We start from the raw sequence: 12,650 nt of genomic DNA, 5'->3' as shown, positions 1-12,650 counted from the left end.
ATTTTACATGTTCACTATGGTTAGAACGCCCTCTCTTTGGTGGGAAACCCCACCAATTTGATATAAAATCAATTGTTTAAAACCCCTATAAAGGCTGTCATACCAATATTACTTCGTATCATCCATCTTCAGTACAGCCATGAATACCTCTACACGGTGGCATGGAGGTGGCAAAAAACATCAAGACCACCCATCACGGAGTGGTCTTTTATGGTTTATTCAACTAAAGCCTTCGTTTGCCATCCATGTAACGCAAAATCAACACTACACCACATAATATGTAAGATTTTTACGTTCTTTCATTGAAGTTTAACAACACTTATTTCTTTATGTATGGATGTCTGAAAAACAAAAATAACGGTAATGCCAATGATAAACCAACTGTAAACAAAGTTAATAGACATATCCACTTTTCTTTAATGTTATACTTTCTTGACTCATTGAACATAAAGATTATAAAAACAAAGCATGAAATAAAATAGTCAACAGCGAAGAAGGTCGATATTGAGTTTATAAATAATAAATCTATTAATAACCCTAAATCAAATCCGTTTTCGTTCAAAAATTTCACTAAAAAATAATACGGAAATACTGTGCCAATAATCGCAAATAACAGGTACACTTTTCTCATTTAAAATAAACTCTCCTCTCTATGATTTTTACAAATATTATACCTCATAAAAAATTATTTTGAACAAATATTTCCATTTATCCTTCAAGCCATTTCCCTAAATTACTTGGTCTACTGCTTATCGATTATGGGAGGCTATCACGTTCCTTTAACCAGTATAGAAAGGTACTGGACGTTCTTTATATGGGGTTTCTTCTATATAAGACGATTTATTTAACTTTCTATTAGAAAGCTCTACATCCATTCTATACGCCCCTACAAATACGGCTTTTAATGTACTGTACTAGTAACTGTCAGAACGCCTCGATAAACAGCTTTTGTGCTGATTTCCAATGAGGTAGCTATAGTACTCGCTTTCAAGTGGCATACACCAGTGTGTTCTAAGCTGTGTGATGCAAGTTTAAATACGATAGCTCGTTCTGATTCTGTTAAGTTGTAATAGTGACTAGCCATGTGGTCTTCGACACTCTTATTGATCAACTAGTAAATGTTTTCAACATTAATGATATGTACGAATTATTTAAGATTATGGATGACGAAAAAGAGGAAATCTAAATGAATAAATTAGAGCAAACAACCAAGGATTTGTTAGGAGCCGGTTATTCGATAGAAGAAATTAAAACAGCTTTTGAGGAACTCATTGAACAGGCAAACAAACCAACTCTGATTACAGGACAGATAACTAAAAAAGGTTGTCTGTTTTTTTGTATGTACTTTTAGTACATAATTTCCTAAAATGGAAATATAGAGAGGGGTTATTTACTAATGAAACAACTAGTATTTAGTACAGTGTTAGTTTTAAGTTTAGGTTTAGCTGCATGTGGTGAAGAAAAACAAGATAGTGAAATAGTAGGAGCCTATAGTCGTGAAATTACATCAGAAGAAAAAGAATATATTCAATTAGTAATGAATGACGATTTCGATACTTTAATTACTAAAACAGAAGAAAAAGCAAACGAAGTACAACAAGACTATAACAATCTTGCATTAGCATATGAAAAATTCAATGGTATAGATGAGGACCTACCGAGTGTATTCACAACAGCGACTCAACTAAAATACGTTTACGTAGTTGAGAGACTTGAGGAGATAAAATATATACCAGATGAGATTAAAGAAAAAGTTAATGAATTAAAAATTGTAGCAAAGGATAAAGAGGAAGAGTGGAGTGAGAAAATAGAAGAAAATAAAGCAATACGCAAAGCAGAATATGAAAAAAGTGTAGCTGAGTCTAATCTTAAATCTAAAATTAATGAGAGAACTATGTATCCTAAAGCAGTTTATATTGGAATGACAAAAGAAGAAGTTTTGGCAGAAGGATGGGGCAGACCAATAGATATTAACAAAACAACTACTACATATGGTGTAAGTGAGCAATGGATTTATTATGATTATAAATATTTGTATTTTGAAGATGGAATTTTAACTACTATTCAAGAGTAATATATAGGAGGCTAGGACAAAAGGTTTAGTCAATGAAAATTGTTTGAAGGGCAAGCGATTATTACAGCTATAATAGAAAACACAGATTTTAAAGAAGCTATATCTCCTTATAAAAAGTAACAGAATATATTGTAAATGATAAAATTGCCTTTAGGTTTTTTTATATCCGACAAACCTTTATTTTTCAAGGGTTTGTCGGTTTCTTTATACCATATTATATTTTTCTTTATCTCCTAATGTGTCACGTTTACTCTCTGAACACGGTGGCATGGAGGTGGCAAAAAACATCAAGACCACCCATCACGGAGTGGTCTTTTATTAATATAAATTACGCCTTTAACCTTGCTAGTAACAATCAAGTATATAAGGAGGTAACGATTATTAGCTATTTTTCCTAAAAAAAGAGAAATCGAATACAATCGATTTCCCCTTTTCTTATCAAGAATGCTTTTTATAAATTGCTCAATAGCAATCAACATAGAAATTATTTGTATTCACTTTCAACGAAGTTGCAACCATATCGGTGAAATTATTCAATATATCCAGAAAACGTATTTGGTCCAGTAAATTCAATGTAATAGTTAGAAGACTTATCCAATGTCAAATTAATAGTAGTATCTTTACCTAATGCTAGTTCGTATGATTCTACCGTGTTATCGAAAACAAGGTCCTTACGTTTTACTTTAAATTTCAATGAATATTGATGATCATTATTTCTTACATAAATTTTAACTGAACTTTTCCCAGTTAATAAATAATCTGTGTATAAAGTAGAACTGTTAGAGCTTCCGTTAAAAGAGTATCTACCCTTTTTAGAAAGATTCCAAGTAGAAGTTGGCTTTGAAGTACCATAAGGTACAATTTGATTTGGTTCACCTACGCCTGGTCCTATATCATTTACACCTACATTTTCTTGTGTTTCATAGACTACTTCATTCTTAAATTCATTAGAATCTAGTGCCTGCGATTCTAATTCAGCAGCGCTTGCATTAACGCTAAATCCGCTACCTACAACAGCCGTAGCTAAAGCTAGTGAAGATAATTTAGTGAAAATTTTACTCATAAAATCGCTCCTTATTATTGTAAATATTAGAAATTGTATTTCCCAATTATTATCATAACATACTAAATCAGAATATGGATAATTATTTACATTTTAACCTAAAATTACCTAATTAAAATAACCTAACTACAAATAAAGTCCTACAAATGAAACACTTAAAATATACGTTAGGTATTGTTCAGAAACTCTAAAATGGTTAATTATTCCTGCCGCTCCATGTATTCAAAATGAGTCAATCTCCTTTTTGTTCTTGAAAATTCAGGTCAGTTAAATTTCAACCACTGACAATCTGTCCATAGTTGGAATACGATGACTTAGTTATATAGATGCCGTCAATATGACGGTACCTGCAATTTACAAGTACCTACATATTGTGTTCAGGTACCCCCTTTTCCGTGGGTACTGAATAAATTACCATTCAAGCCAGTTCTCTAACGATGGTTCACCTTGCACTATTGATTGTGGGAGGCTATCACGCTCATTAGCCGTTATTATTTCGATTACCATGTTTAGGTTTAATATCAGTAAATGTGGTTTAGCCTTTGTTCCCCTTCCATTTACTACATAGGATAAAGACAAAAAGGAGATAATCCTATGAATAACTGTGGATGTAATAATGAATCATCGACATTTAAATGCAATAGGCTCGGAACATTTACAGCTAATGATGTAAACTGTATAAACCCTCCCATTCCTGCTGATAGCTCAATAATTCCTTTTTCCTCTGGAATCTCACTATCTAGAATTACCGATAAATTTGGGAATAGAGAGGTAAGCTTGTTAGGGTTCGGGACCGCAACTCTCTTAATGTTGATGAAAAATAATACAATTGATTTAACTAACCTTTTCAATGAAGCCTTCCCAGTTCCATGTGATGGTAAAATCACAGCGATTTCAGCGTCATTTTTTCCATTTGATGAGTTTATTTTTGAAGGCTCTATTACGATTCGAGCGCAAATTTTCCTTGCACCTAAAGGTAGTAATATTTTTACTGGCACAAGTGCTAGCGTTGATTTAGCTCCACCTATAACAGATCCTTTTCCATTTGGACAAATAGCTTTTGCTTCAGCTAATATCCCACCGGTACCAGTAACTGTAGATGACCGTTTATTAATGGTATTTTATATTTCGTCGGCAACAGATACTTTTGGAATTGCTGATATTCTTGGCAAAGCAAGTGCAGCAATTAATATTGTTTAATCACAAATCCCCTTTCCTCTAACCAATAACAGAAAGGTACAGGACGTTCTTTAGATGGAGTTTCTTCTATAGATAACGATTTTACTTAATCGCTCTACAGCCCTACTATAAGCTCGCACAAATTCCGCTCTTAATGTACTTGCTACTGTTAAAGTACCCTCTTTAATATCCATAGCAATTTTAAATAGCACGTTTTTAGCTTTTACAAATTCCTTTGCACTTTGAACATGAGTACCTAATACAACCTTGTGCAATTCATCTATTAAATTATCTGCTAATGGTAGTGAGTTCAGGAAATCAAATAGCGTTCTCTGATACTCATTCATGTACTCTTTTTTCTTTTCAGCTTGCAAAGCTAATTCATTGCTAAGACTCTAATAATTAAAAATGCCCGCTGTTTGATTAGCGAGCACTAGTAGTAATGAGATTTATGACATCCAAAATTGCTTATGTTGAAGGCGTAATTTCCAGTTGATTTCTATATTTATAATTTCATATAGGATTTCATTGTGGAGTTCGAGTCGGGGAAATATGTGGACTTGAATGGAAGTATATAAACTTCAATGAAATGACAGTAGCAATTGAACAGCAATTCATTAATAAAAAGATTACAGATGGAAATGGAATTGAATACTTTAAATGGGTTGTTGCTACTCCAAAATCTAAAACTGGATATCGTACTATTCCAGTTGGCAGAATTTTAATGGAGATATTTAAGAAAGCCAAAAAGAAACAAATTGAAAATCGATTAAAGTATGGAGAATTTTATCTTCAAGACCCTGATCATGATTTTGTTTGTAAAAAAGAAAACGGAGAACATTACACCCCTGCTGTTATAAAGTATCAAACAAGAGCTTTAATCAGAAAAAGTTAGGTATCGATTTCAATGATCATTCTTTACGACATACCCATGCAACGATGTTAATTGAAAGTGGACAACCAATAAAAACTGTTCAAAAAAGATTAGGACACAGCAGATCAGCAATTACTGAGGTCTGCTATGTCCATTTAACACAGAAGATGGCAAGAGATGCTGCCGATATATTTGATTCCATCGCTGAGGATTTATAAATTACTGGCAATTCGGTGGCAATCTCCACCCAACTGATACAAAACTATTTAATTAAACCCCTATAAACACTGTTACATCAACCTTACTTCGTATCATCCATCTTCAGTACAGCCATGAATGCCTCTTGAGGGACCTCGACTGAACCTACTTGTTTCATACGTTTTTTACCTTCTTTTTGTTTATCAAGAAGCTTTCGTTTACGTGAGATATCCCCACCGTAACATTTTGCTAACACGTTTTTACGGATAGCTTTAATAGTTGAACGTGCCACAATTTTTTGTCCAACTGCTGCTTGAATTGGAACTTCAAATTGTTGACGTGGGATTAATTCTTTTAATTTTTCAACGATAATTTTACCACGATCATAGGCAAAGTCACGGTGTACGATAAAGCTTAGTGCATCGACTTGCTCACCATTTAGTAAAATATCCATTTTCACTAATTTTGATTGCTGATAACCGATTAATTCATAGTCAAATGATGCATAGCCTTTTGTATTTGATTTCAAATAATCAAAGAAATCATATACGATTTCGGATAAAGGCATTTCATAAATAATACTTACACGAGTAGTATCAATATAATCCATTGTCATGAAATTACCACGCTTCATTTGACAAAGCTCCATGACCGCTCCTACATAATCATTTGGTACCATAATTGTAGCTTTTACATATGGCTCCTCTACTCGATCAATTTTTTGTGGATCTGGCATAAAGGAAGGATTATCTACTTTGATGGAAGAACCATCTGTCATATGAACTTCGTAAATTACCGAAGGCGCTGTTGTAATTAGGTCAATATTGAATTCACGCTCAATTCGCTCCTGTATAATCTCCATATGTAGTAATCCTAAGAATCCACAACGGAAACCAAAACCAAGTGCTTGAGATGTCTCAGGCTCATACTGGAGAGCCGAGTCATTTAACTCTAATTTTTCTAAAGCCTCACGTAAATCATTGTATTTGGCTGTATCAATTGGATATAAACCACAGTAAACCATTGGGTTTAAGCGGCGGTAACCTGCTAGCGGCTCAGTAGCAGGACGATTTGCAAAGGTTACTGTATCCCCTACGCGTGTGTCCCCTACATTTTTAATAGATGCTGTTAAATAGCCTACATCCCCAACTGTTAATTCAGTTTGTGGCACAACTTTTGGTGTATGTACCCCAACTTCTATCACTTCGAATTCCGCTCCTGTTGCCATCATGCGAATTTTATCTCCAGGCTTTACAGTCCCGTTGATAACACGAATGGAGATGATAACGCCTTTATAGGCATCATAAATTGAGTCAAAGATTAAGGCTTGTAGAGGTGCATCTGGATCACCAGTTGGTGCTGGTACCTTTTCAACGATTTGCTCTAAAATATCCTCAATCCCAATTCCTGCTTTAGCAGAAGCTAATACTGCTTCAGATGCATCTAACCCGATTACATCCTCAACCTCTTGACGTACGCGTTCAGGATCTGCTGCTGGTAAATCAATTTTATTAATAACGGGTAAAATTTCTAGATCATTATCAAGAGCTAAATAAACATTTGCAAGTGTTTGCGCTTCAATACCTTGTGCAGCATCCACAACTAAAATGGCGCCCTCACAAGCAGCTAAACTACGGGAAACCTCATATGTGAAATCGACATGTCCTGGTGTGTCGATTAAATGAAATGTATATACTTCACCGTTTTTCGCTTCGTACTTTAATTGAACTGCATTTAATTTAATCGTAATGCCTCGCTCACGCTCTAAATCCATTGAGTCGAGGAGCTGTGCTTTCATTTCACGGGATGTTAATGATTTTGTTTGCTCTAAAATACGGTCAGCAAGCGTTGATTTCCCGTGGTCAATATGTGCAATAATAGAGAAATTTCGTATATTCTCTTGTCGTTTTAAACGTGCTTCTCGGTTCATCTTTTCCACTCCTAATTAAACTATAATGAATTATACTATGAACGCTATGCAAAGTACAACAGCAACTAGACTAGAAAGCCTATAATATCAATACTTTCAATGTTTACGCCTGTTATTAAATTTCATAGTTTTAAGTATATAAATACAGTAGGATTGGACGCCTCATAAAGTATGGATGAAAAAATTTATTTTATTCTACAAAATAAAAAAAGTCAGTTACACAGACCGAAGCTGTATGTCCCGACTTTTTTCATTAGTTTAATTGTTGATAGATTGCTGAATAAGATTTGTTAAAACTTCTACACCTTTTTTCTCTAAATGAACACCGTCTGGAGCGAAGTATTCTGGATGATTAAGCGCTTCCGCATGCCAGTCAATTAGTGTAATATTTTCATGTTCCTCTGCCTTTTCAAGTAAAGCTGCATTCACTTTCCCTTCCCATGGACGAGGCACACGTGTATTCACTAAATAAATATCAGCATTGGCAAATGCAGCGAGAAGTGTATCTATTTGGTCATTGGTAAAATAGCCATTTGTCCCCAATTGGATAATTATCGCATTATTAGTTTGGTTAAAACTCGCATAATTTGGTGCTAGTTTAACAGCTTGTGAAACTTGACGACCTATCTTTCCATCAATTGTGATATTTGGAAAAACCTTATGTAAGCTCGTTGCTATATCGATCATAACGGAATCACCAATTGCTAGTATGTTTTGATAAGTATCATCTTTCTCGGGCACAGCATTTGTTTCGTTTTCTTCTGGCTTTGGTGTTTCTATATTTGGCACTTCAACTACTTCTTCCTTACTAGGCGAAGGATTGTCAGTCGTCTTGTCTGGTTGCTTTATTTGATTAGCAGTAGGTTCATCACCATTAATTTTAACGGCAGTTGGATATGAATCCTTAGAAGTTTGCTGGCCTTCTCCCACGACCCCTGTAATCCCTGTGAAAAATACAAGAAGGAAAAGTGGAACGATGACAGTAGATACTTTTCTTAAAAATGTGAGGCTTTCCCATTTCTTTTTATTGAATACGAAATAGTTCCGATAATATGCCCAGAACCCATCTTTTCGGATTGGCATCTCAATGAAGCGATAGGAACATTCTGCAATTATCACAATCAGTATTATCTGAAGCACTATTCGCCAATAGGAGGGGTTTCCAATCTCATGTATAGGTGTGCCTAATACCATGACTGGGTAATGCCAAAGATAAATTCCGTAGGATCGTGAGCCAATCCAACATAGAGGTTTCCACGCAAGTATTCTTCCTAAGATACTAACGGGATGACAAATACAAGCAATTAATACGGCTGCATTCAAGCAAAACAGGAACATTCCGCCTCTATAAAGGAATGTTTGAAATTCATCCACATACATAATGCAGACAAGAAAAATAGTAAACGTAATAAAGCTAATAGCATTTAATTTGTTCATATGGCTTGTTGATAATTTTTGTGATGATAGTCTTTTCATTGGCCAAACAAGCGCTAACCAGCAGCCAATTAATAATTCAAAACAGCGCGTGTCCGTTCCATAGTAAACCCGACTTGGATCGGCACCTGGCTGGTAAAGTATCGCCATTAATAAGGCCGAGCAAATTGCCCCAATAAAAACAACCTTTGCTAATTTACTTTGCTTTTTTACAACATACAGCCCTATCATTAAAAGCAATGGCCAAATCACATAGAATTGTTCTTCAATGGCTAATGACCATAAATTTTTTATGGGTGATGGAGAACCGAAACTATCAAAATAAGAGAGTTTATGAAAGATGAACCACCAATTACTTGAATAGAAAATAGAAGACAGCGCATCTCCACGTAATGTATGAAGGAGCTCTTTATGAAAGAGCATTGCCCAAACAAATGATGTAATAATCATAACGTAGGCAGCCGGTAGTAACCGTCTAAATCGTCCAATCCAAAATTTCTTTAGACTGACTGTTAATTGGTTGCCCTTTAAAGGTAAAATGGTAGAGGTGATTAAATAGCCTGATAGTACAAAAAAGATATCAACTCCTAAAAAGCCACCTCTAGCCCAACTGAAGTTAAAATGATAAGCAATAACTGCTAATACGGCTAATGCTCGAATCCCGTCTAGTCCAGGAATGTAACGATGATTTAATGACTTGCCTGACATACTATTCCTTCCTTCAATAATCTATAAAACCTATTGTCAAGTAATAAGAAACCTTGATTGAAAACCATCCCCTCTCAAATGATTAGTTTGTTCACTTATATGTTTGACGTTTGAGAAACGATAAAAGTTTTAGAGAAATAGGGAGTGTCATTACTTTTCTAGTCTCTTATAAAATTCATTCTCTACATATGTATTTTCAAAAAGGCATTACCATAAATGGAAGATACTACAAAAGCTATTTTACCCTGTTACCATATGCCTTCATCCATTATAAAATCGTGAGCCAACTTGAAAATTATAAGGCAAGAATGGAGCAATGGAAAGCCCAATAATTAGATTTTTTTCTGGAAATTTTTATTATTAGAGAATATCAAAAAGTGAGCCAATATGAGACTCACTTTTTGAATAATATGTTTATTTTTTTGAATCATTAACAAATGCCTTTGATATGGCTTTCCCGATTACCGCAATCGTTCTATTTACCTCATCTTCTGTATTGCCAATCCCACCGATTTCAATAATCATCATTTGCTTTGCTAAATCTTGATTATATCTTCCATCGACACCATCTCCACTTTTGGAAATAACACCTTTTGATATTTTCGGAACGATGGCATTCAATGTCGATGATAAACTTTCTGCATAGGCTGTGTTCCAGCGATAATTAGGATGCTCTGCCCCAACAACGATAGCAATTTTCGCATAGTTTTCCCCATTATATGAGATCGTTGTAAGATCATGTTTTAAGGAATCACGATGTAAATCTAGTATTAAATCATAATTATTGGTTTCTAAATGTTTACTAAGAAAAGGTCTTATTACATCATAGGATTGATGATAGCCCTTTCCCTGTGCTTGTAATTCCTTCATCGTATCTACATCAAGAACATCAGTCTTTAAACCATTTACATTAAAATGATTCACAATCTTATCCTTCAAACTCATAATGTTAACCGTTTCATGAGAAGTCGCTACCTTACCACTCACAGCTTTCACCATCGGTTCATATGCTTCATGGGTATGCGTAAATAATACTAACACCTTAAACGGATCTAAATCTGGTTCGGGCTCTTTCGTTTGTTCAAGTACATTCTGTTCTTCTAAATTAGTAGCGGCAAACACGACTTGTTTATCTTCAGGTTGTTTAATCGGAGTCGATGCTTGCTTGTTGAACGGAAGTTGCCCAGCAATGACAGGTAATACGAAAAAAAACAATAATATACCAAATGACCATTGTAGTTTTTTTAGCAAAGTCACACCCTCCTCCCCATATCGTATGGAGGGGGGGTGTCATTTAGAACGTAAAAATTTTTCTCTATTTATGCATATAGCAAGCTTATTTTTTATAAATCGCTTGCCCAGTTCATCAGCATTGAAGCAACTAAATTGGCGTAGCGATCTATCCAGTAGTCCGCTTCTTTAGGCGTTACCATCAATTGTCTATGTGAGGCTGCAAAGGTTTCTTCAAACAATTGTTGACGCTCTTCTCTTGTCCATGTCGCCCATTCACCGAAAATTGGTTCAACTAAGGACATGTCAAGCTCCTTGTCTATATTTGGCTGCCATGAGGATAAGGATAGCTTCGATGAAGGATTACTACGTTCAGCTACACGAGCCGCTATTGATCGCAGCATGACTTCTACCGCATCAGCAATTAATACAGGCGCATCTACCACTGTCGGTATACCAATGGCTGTTACAGGGATACCAAGCATTTCGTAGGAAATTTCTTGCCTTTGATTCCCTACACCTGACCCTGGATGTATGCCTGTATTCGTTAATTGAATGGTTTTACAAAGTCGATTACTAGCTCTTGTAGCAAGGGCATCCACGACAATGACTAATTTTGGCTTGAGTCGCTCTGCAATAGCAGCTACAAACTCTCCTGTTTCATAGCCCGTTTGTCCAGTAACGCCTGGGGCATACATAACAAACTTATCATCAATGACATCTAAACTATGCAAATGATCAATCAGATACGGACCAATCGCATCAGGTGTAATAGTACGATTGCCCAACCCAATTATTAAAATTTTGTCGTTCTCTTGCCAGGAGAGCGATTCATGCAATTTTTTAAAATTCACAAGCAATTCTTGCTCCAGCTGTTCAAATCCGTCCTGATCTTCTAATGTCAGTGTCGGAACAGAAAGTGTAATATATTGGCCTTCTTTTTTGCCAATTTGTTTCTCACCTTCTCTATCTACTAGCACATCCGTAATTTTCACGCGACCGGCTGTTCGATCTTCAATTTGAACGCCACTCGATTGTTTAAGCTTTTCTTTTTGCTCTTTCGTCTGATGGACAACTACCTCTTCAGATTCATCGATTAAATCTGTTCGATACCAGTTTAAATTTTGCATACAAATCACCTCAAGCAGTAGTTTGTTCAAACTGTCAAGTAAATATTCTTTGCATTTATCTATTGCAATTTAGCCTAGCGTTTGTTAAAATGATTTTTGTTGTATTAACACAAGAAATCAATGAGAAGATATCATCTCGTACCTAATTTAGGAGGTGAAATATATGCCAAACATTAAATCTGCGATTAAACGCGTAAAAGTTAACGAAAAAGCAAACATTGCTAATTCTCAAGCGAAATCTGCTATGCGTACTACAGTGAAAAAAGCTGAAAACGCTGTTGCTGAAAATGCTGAAAACAAACAAGAACTTTTACAAGCAGCTTTCAAATCTTTAGATAAAGCAGCTTCAAAAGGACTTATCCACAAAAACGCGGCGGCTCGTAAAAAGTCTCGCCTTGCTAAAAAAGCGTAATTGTTTAAAGGATCAGATGCTCTATTAAGAGTAGCTGATCTTTTTAATTTTTATAGAAATACAAAAGCTGTCGAGAAGTTCATTCTCGATGGCTTTTGTCATTTTTCTTTCTCTTTCATATTCATTATTTGGTATATCATTGCTGTATCCAACATCCTCTTCGAGCATAGATGCTCTCTTAAGCTGTCTGCCATGTCCAAGTAGCTAGTTTTAACATGCGTGGAATCGATAAATAAATGGTCTGCATGGAGGAGTCCTTGATGCATAATCTCTTTTAAAATACGATAGAATATCTGCTCAAATATATCGGTGTCTTGAAAGCGACGGACATAATTTTTACTGAAGGTAGAGAAATGCGGGACTTCTGTATGGAAGCCAAATCCTAAAAACCAACGATACGCCATATTCGTTTCAATTT

At 35.3% G+C, this 12,650-nt stretch carries 14 protein-coding genes and 1 pseudogene; 6 read left to right on the top strand and 9 right to left on the bottom strand.

Annotated features, from left to right (window positions below; all coding sequences use genetic code 11):
• Window positions 1-319 precede the first annotated feature (319 nt).
• Complete coding sequence (locus ACP3VS_RS21575; protein WP_426389913.1) at window positions 320-631, bottom strand: DUF2834 domain-containing protein; 312 nt, start codon at window positions 629-631, stop codon at window positions 320-322.
• Between the two features lie 270 nt (window positions 632-901).
• The gene (locus ACP3VS_RS21570; RefSeq protein WP_324611252.1) at window positions 902-1,084 is read right to left on the bottom strand and encodes a helix-turn-helix domain-containing protein; all 183 of its coding nucleotides are present in this window, start codon (window positions 1,082-1,084) and stop codon (window positions 902-904) included.
• A 102-nt stretch (window positions 1,085-1,186) separates the two neighbouring features.
• Between ACP3VS_RS21570 and ACP3VS_RS21565 the strand changes: the two genes are divergently transcribed.
• Window positions 1,187-1,351, top strand: a complete 165-nt coding sequence (locus tag ACP3VS_RS21565) for a hypothetical protein (protein WP_012295353.1) — start codon at window positions 1,187-1,189, stop codon at window positions 1,349-1,351.
• 45 nt (window positions 1,352-1,396) lie between these two features.
• A complete protein-coding gene (locus tag ACP3VS_RS21560) occupies window positions 1,397-2,074 on the top strand; it encodes a hypothetical protein (RefSeq protein ID WP_197149905.1) in 678 nt (225 codons plus the stop codon).
• A 529-nt stretch (window positions 2,075-2,603) separates the two neighbouring features.
• Here ACP3VS_RS21560 and ACP3VS_RS21555 read toward each other — a convergent pair.
• Entirely contained in the window at window positions 2,604-3,137 is a 534-nt protein-coding gene (locus ACP3VS_RS21555; RefSeq protein WP_031416922.1) for a hypothetical protein, read from the bottom strand.
• A 594-nt stretch (window positions 3,138-3,731) separates the two neighbouring features.
• Here ACP3VS_RS21555 and ACP3VS_RS21550 point away from each other — a divergent pair.
• Window positions 3,732-4,337, top strand: coding sequence for a hypothetical protein (locus tag ACP3VS_RS21550; protein ID WP_031416923.1), 606 nt, complete (start codon window positions 3,732-3,734; stop codon window positions 4,335-4,337).
• A 50-nt stretch (window positions 4,338-4,387) separates the two neighbouring features.
• Here ACP3VS_RS21550 and ACP3VS_RS21545 read toward each other — a convergent pair whose 3' ends face one another.
• Entirely contained in the window at window positions 4,388-4,663 is a 276-nt protein-coding gene (locus ACP3VS_RS21545) for a hypothetical protein (RefSeq protein ID WP_051800291.1), read from the bottom strand.
• Between the two features lie 242 nt (window positions 4,664-4,905).
• Between ACP3VS_RS21545 and ACP3VS_RS21540 the strand changes: the two genes are divergently transcribed.
• Both ACP3VS_RS21540 and ACP3VS_RS21535 read left to right on the top strand, forming a co-directional pair.
• Window positions 4,906-5,211: a hypothetical protein gene (locus ACP3VS_RS21540; RefSeq protein ID WP_426389910.1), complete on the top strand. Its 306-nt coding sequence runs from the start codon at window positions 4,906-4,908 to the stop codon at window positions 5,209-5,211.
• 44 nt (window positions 5,212-5,255) lie between these two features.
• Window positions 5,256-5,408 carry a tyrosine-type recombinase/integrase gene (locus ACP3VS_RS21535; protein ID WP_012295360.1) on the top strand — a complete coding sequence of 51 codons (153 nt, stop codon included), beginning with the start codon at window positions 5,256-5,258 and terminating at the stop codon, window positions 5,406-5,408.
• Window positions 5,409-5,491: 83 nt separating this feature from the next.
• Here the strand turns inward: ACP3VS_RS21535 and lepA are convergent, their stop codons facing one another.
• The 4 genes from lepA to gpr form a co-directional block, all read right to left on the bottom strand.
• Complete coding sequence (gene lepA, locus ACP3VS_RS21530; RefSeq protein WP_031419709.1) at window positions 5,492-7,318, bottom strand: translation elongation factor 4; 1,827 nt, start codon at window positions 7,316-7,318, stop codon at window positions 5,492-5,494.
• A 258-nt stretch (window positions 7,319-7,576) separates the two neighbouring features.
• Complete coding sequence (locus ACP3VS_RS21525; protein WP_031419710.1) at window positions 7,577-9,460, bottom strand: acyltransferase family protein; 1,884 nt, start codon at window positions 9,458-9,460, stop codon at window positions 7,577-7,579.
• A gap of 414 nt (window positions 9,461-9,874) precedes the next feature.
• Entirely contained in the window at window positions 9,875-10,717 is an 843-nt protein-coding gene (spoIIP, locus tag ACP3VS_RS21520; protein ID WP_012295363.1) for a stage II sporulation protein P, read from the bottom strand.
• A gap of 86 nt (window positions 10,718-10,803) precedes the next feature.
• A complete protein-coding gene (gene gpr, locus ACP3VS_RS21515) occupies window positions 10,804-11,820 on the bottom strand; it encodes a GPR endopeptidase (RefSeq protein ID WP_012295364.1) in 1,017 nt (338 codons plus the stop codon).
• Window positions 11,821-11,983: 163 nt separating this feature from the next.
• Here gpr and rpsT point away from each other — a divergent pair, with 163 nt between their 5' ends.
• On the top strand, window positions 11,984-12,232 hold the full coding sequence (gene rpsT, locus ACP3VS_RS21510) for a 30S ribosomal protein S20 (RefSeq protein WP_012295365.1): 249 nt from the start codon (window positions 11,984-11,986) through the stop codon (window positions 12,230-12,232).
• Window positions 12,233-12,435: 203 nt separating this feature from the next.
• Here the strand turns inward: rpsT and ACP3VS_RS21505 are convergent.
• Window positions 12,436-12,650, bottom strand: a pseudogene (locus tag ACP3VS_RS21505) (transposase); the annotation flags it as partial.

Source organism: Lysinibacillus sp. VIII_CA (assembly GCF_049943995.1).
In the GTDB taxonomy this organism is placed as follows: domain Bacteria; phylum Bacillota; class Bacilli; order Bacillales_A; family Planococcaceae; genus Lysinibacillus; species Lysinibacillus pinottii.
Note: the sequence above shows the minus strand (reverse complement) of the source record. Positions and strands in the feature narration are given on the sequence as shown.

What these genes read in the sequence shown, in the direction of transcription:
- ACP3VS_RS21570 (WP_324611252.1), bottom strand. Translation starts at nt 1,084, where the DNA reads ATGGCTAGTCACTATTACAACTTAACAGAATCAGAACGAGCTATCGTA.
- ACP3VS_RS21565 (WP_012295353.1), top strand. Translation starts at nt 1,187, where the DNA reads ATGAATAAATTAGAGCAAACAACCAAGGATTTGTTAGGAGCCGGTTAT.
- ACP3VS_RS21560 (WP_197149905.1), top strand. Translation starts at nt 1,397, where the DNA reads ATGAAACAACTAGTATTTAGTACAGTGTTAGTTTTAAGTTTAGGTTTA.
- ACP3VS_RS21575 (WP_426389913.1), bottom strand. Translation starts at nt 631, where the DNA reads ATGAGAAAAGTGTACCTGTTATTTGCGATTATTGGCACAGTATTTCCG.
- ACP3VS_RS21535 (WP_012295360.1), top strand. Translation starts at nt 5,256, where the DNA reads ATGTTAATTGAAAGTGGACAACCAATAAAAACTGTTCAAAAAAGATTA.
- ACP3VS_RS21525 (WP_031419710.1), bottom strand. Translation starts at nt 9,460, where the DNA reads ATGTCAGGCAAGTCATTAAATCATCGTTACATTCCTGGACTAGACGGG.
- rpsT (WP_012295365.1), top strand. Translation starts at nt 11,984, where the DNA reads ATGCCAAACATTAAATCTGCGATTAAACGCGTAAAAGTTAACGAAAAA.
- lepA (WP_031419709.1), bottom strand. Translation starts at nt 7,318, where the DNA reads ATGAACCGAGAAGCACGTTTAAAACGACAAGAGAATATACGAAATTTC.
- ACP3VS_RS21545 (WP_051800291.1), bottom strand. Translation starts at nt 4,663, where the DNA reads ATGAATGAGTATCAGAGAACGCTATTTGATTTCCTGAACTCACTACCA.
- ACP3VS_RS21550 (WP_031416923.1), top strand. Translation starts at nt 3,732, where the DNA reads ATGAATAACTGTGGATGTAATAATGAATCATCGACATTTAAATGCAAT.
- ACP3VS_RS21540 (WP_426389910.1), top strand. Translation starts at nt 4,906, where the DNA reads ATGACAGTAGCAATTGAACAGCAATTCATTAATAAAAAGATTACAGAT.
- ACP3VS_RS21555 (WP_031416922.1), bottom strand. Translation starts at nt 3,137, where the DNA reads ATGAGTAAAATTTTCACTAAATTATCTTCACTAGCTTTAGCTACGGCT.
- gpr (WP_012295364.1), bottom strand. Translation starts at nt 11,820, where the DNA reads ATGCAAAATTTAAACTGGTATCGAACAGATTTAATCGATGAATCTGAA.